The following is a 2,558-nucleotide window of genomic DNA, read 5'->3' on the forward strand; positions in this document are numbered from 1 at the left end:
GCAAAAGAAGATACCTTAGAGATTATTGCAAAACATGGTGACCCTAGTGTTGCTGGCGTGCTCCATTGTTTTACCGAAGATCTCGATATGGCCTTACGCGCGATTGAACTCGGTTACTATATTTCGTTTAGTGGTATCGTCACGTTTAAGAATGCAGTTGAGCTGCAAGACGTCGCTAAGTCGATTCCGCTTGAGCATATGCTAATTGAGACAGATTCACCTTATTTAGCGCCTGTTCCGTTTCGCGGTAAGCCTAATGAGCCAAAGTATGTTCCTAAAGTGGCGGAGTTTATAGCCGAGTTGCGCGGTATTTCTGTTGAGGAAGTGGCCAAGAAAACCGCGGAAAATTTCCACGCTCTGTTCACGCATGCAAGAGCGTAAGTGTATTTTGAATTATCAGCACTTTTCTCAACAAACTGAGCGATTGACGCTTGCGGGCTTCCATAACGGACAAACGCAGGGCCGGCCTGTGATCATGCTTCATGGGTGGCTAGACAATGCGGCGGCCTTTGAGCCTATGCTCGAAAGGCTTCAACTAGAGGGGCGTCCTGTGTATGCATTGGAGTTGCCTGGTCATGGGAAGTCACAGCATCGCGATAAGTCAGCTCAATATCACCTTGTTGATAATACGATCGATGTCTTGGCGTTTGTTGATAGTATTTCTGAAGGAAGTGATTTCGATATCGTTGGTCATTCCATGGGTGGCATTATCGCGACCTTAGTTGCTGCTTCAGTGCCCGAACGAGTTAAGCATTTGGTGTTGCTAGATAGCTTAGGGCCGCTGACTGATGAAATTGAAAATGTGTTGCCGCAACTCAAAAGAGCGGTGAAGCGTGCATCCTCGTTGAGAAACTCAAAGCTTAATGTTTATCCTACTAAAGAAGTGGCTGCCCGCGCGCGAACGGCAGGGGTCGGTAAGATTTCTATGCCTGCATCAAGACTTCTTGTAGAGCGGGGCACGATAGAGGTGGAAGGTGGTTGGACGTGGTCATCTGATCCAAGGCTGTTAGAGCCATCACTTTTGCGATTTTCTGAAGCGCAGGTTGAGGCAATAATGGGAGGCATCGAATGTCCTGTGCTATTGCTTGTTGGAACGGATGGTTATTTCAAGCAATATGAAGCTATTAAGAAGCGGCTTGCGTATATAAAAACGTTAACGCAGCATCAAGTAGACGGCGGGCATCACTTCCATATGGAAGGTGACGTTGCGCTGACAGCTCAATTAGTCGGTGACTTTGTCACTGAGTAACTACATCGAACCAAAGGGGTTTAGTGAATGCAAAACAGGTTGGCTCGTTCAAGTTGGATGAATGTACACGTGTTTTTGGTCTCTATGCTTTCGATTGCGCTAGTACAAGTAGCGCATGCGAAGCAATTTAGTTTTGAGGCGCCGGGCTTGGAGTTTGTTTCGAAATCGGAACAGGACGTTGCTTTGCATCCGTTTCCTCTTAGTAGCATTAAACGGGTGAGCAATAGTTTACGTGTTGACCGCCAAACTAGCCTCGAAGGTAGTCGAACTAATTATTTATACCGTGTTGCGAGTTTTTCGAGTCGCGATAAGGTCTTAAGTTACTACCGAAATTTGCTTTCATCAAAGGGAAAAATTGAATTTGAATGTGCCGAGCGTAACTGCGGATCGAGTAATGATTGGGCTAACAAAGTGTTCAGTATTCGAAACCTTGCGGGGCGAGACAACAATCAATCTTACTTAGTTGGGAAGGTTGATGATGGTGTAGAGCAAGGCTGGCTTAGTGTTTACGTTGTTGAAAATGTTCGTCGCGAGAATATGGTATATCTGAGCTTCTCCGCGGCGCCTCCAGCAGATTTAGTCGCAGACATGAAGCGCGGTTTATTGGTCAGTGATTCGATGCTAAAGCATTTCAATGCGGATGCGCTAAATGATTATTTGACGAAAACCGAAGGCGCTAAAGTTGTTGCTTTGGCTTATTCGAGTGTTGAGGGTGAAACGCAAGTTGAAGCTTTGGGCGCTGCCGAAGCCTTCGCAAAGCCCTTGCTGCAAGATATCTATGCCCAAGGTTTGAAAGCTGAAAACGTTGAATTTCGACCGATGGGCCGTTTAGGCCAAAAGCCACTTTCTCTCGACGCTAGCCAATGGCTATATCTATATCTCTTAGATTGAGGCCTCTTTTTTATAGTTTTTACGCTTCAGTAGCCAGCATGCTTAGCACTCTGGCTCCATTCCCTATATAATTGCGCGGTTTTTCTACCTTGAGGCAATGTTGTGGCGGCGCAACTACACACAATTGCAGACTTTATTCGATATAGCTTTACGCGGCTCAATAGCAGTGATGTCTATTTTGGTCACGGTACAGATAACGCGTGGGATGAAGCTGTCGCATTAGTTTTACAAACCTTGTCTCTTCCATGGGATTTTGACCGTGAACTTTGGGCTTGTCGTGTGACGGATGAAGAAATTCTTCGCCTCACTAAGAATCTCAATGCGCGCATTGATCAACGTATTCCTTTGGCTTATTTGACCAACAAAGCTTACTTTTGTGGCCTAGAATTTTACGTTGATGACCGCGTTCTCGTGCCAC

3 protein-coding genes and 1 pseudogene are annotated in these 2,558 nt (G+C 46.0%); all 4 read left to right on the plus strand.

Annotation, left to right across the window (positions count from 1 at the left end; translation table 11 throughout):
- The coding region (locus A3739_RS11240) for a TatD family hydrolase (protein WP_197472280.1) at positions 1-381 on the plus strand (381 nt) is incomplete at its 5' end.
- Positions 368-1,249, plus strand: coding sequence for an alpha/beta fold hydrolase (locus tag A3739_RS11245; RefSeq protein WP_068476674.1), 882 nt, complete (start codon positions 368-370; stop codon positions 1,247-1,249). The genes A3739_RS11240 and A3739_RS11245, both read left to right, overlap by 14 nt.
- Positions 1,250-1,276: 27 nt before the next feature.
- On the plus strand, positions 1,277-2,140 hold the full coding sequence (locus tag A3739_RS11250) for a DUF4892 domain-containing protein (RefSeq protein ID WP_068476676.1): 864 nt from the start codon (positions 1,277-1,279) through the stop codon (positions 2,138-2,140).
- A 102-nt stretch (positions 2,141-2,242) separates the two neighbouring features.
- A pseudogene (locus A3739_RS11255) lies at positions 2,243-2,558 on the plus strand (50S ribosomal protein L3 N(5)-glutamine methyltransferase); the annotation flags it as partial.

The sequence above is a fragment of the Oleiphilus sp. HI0067 genome (assembly GCF_001635735.1).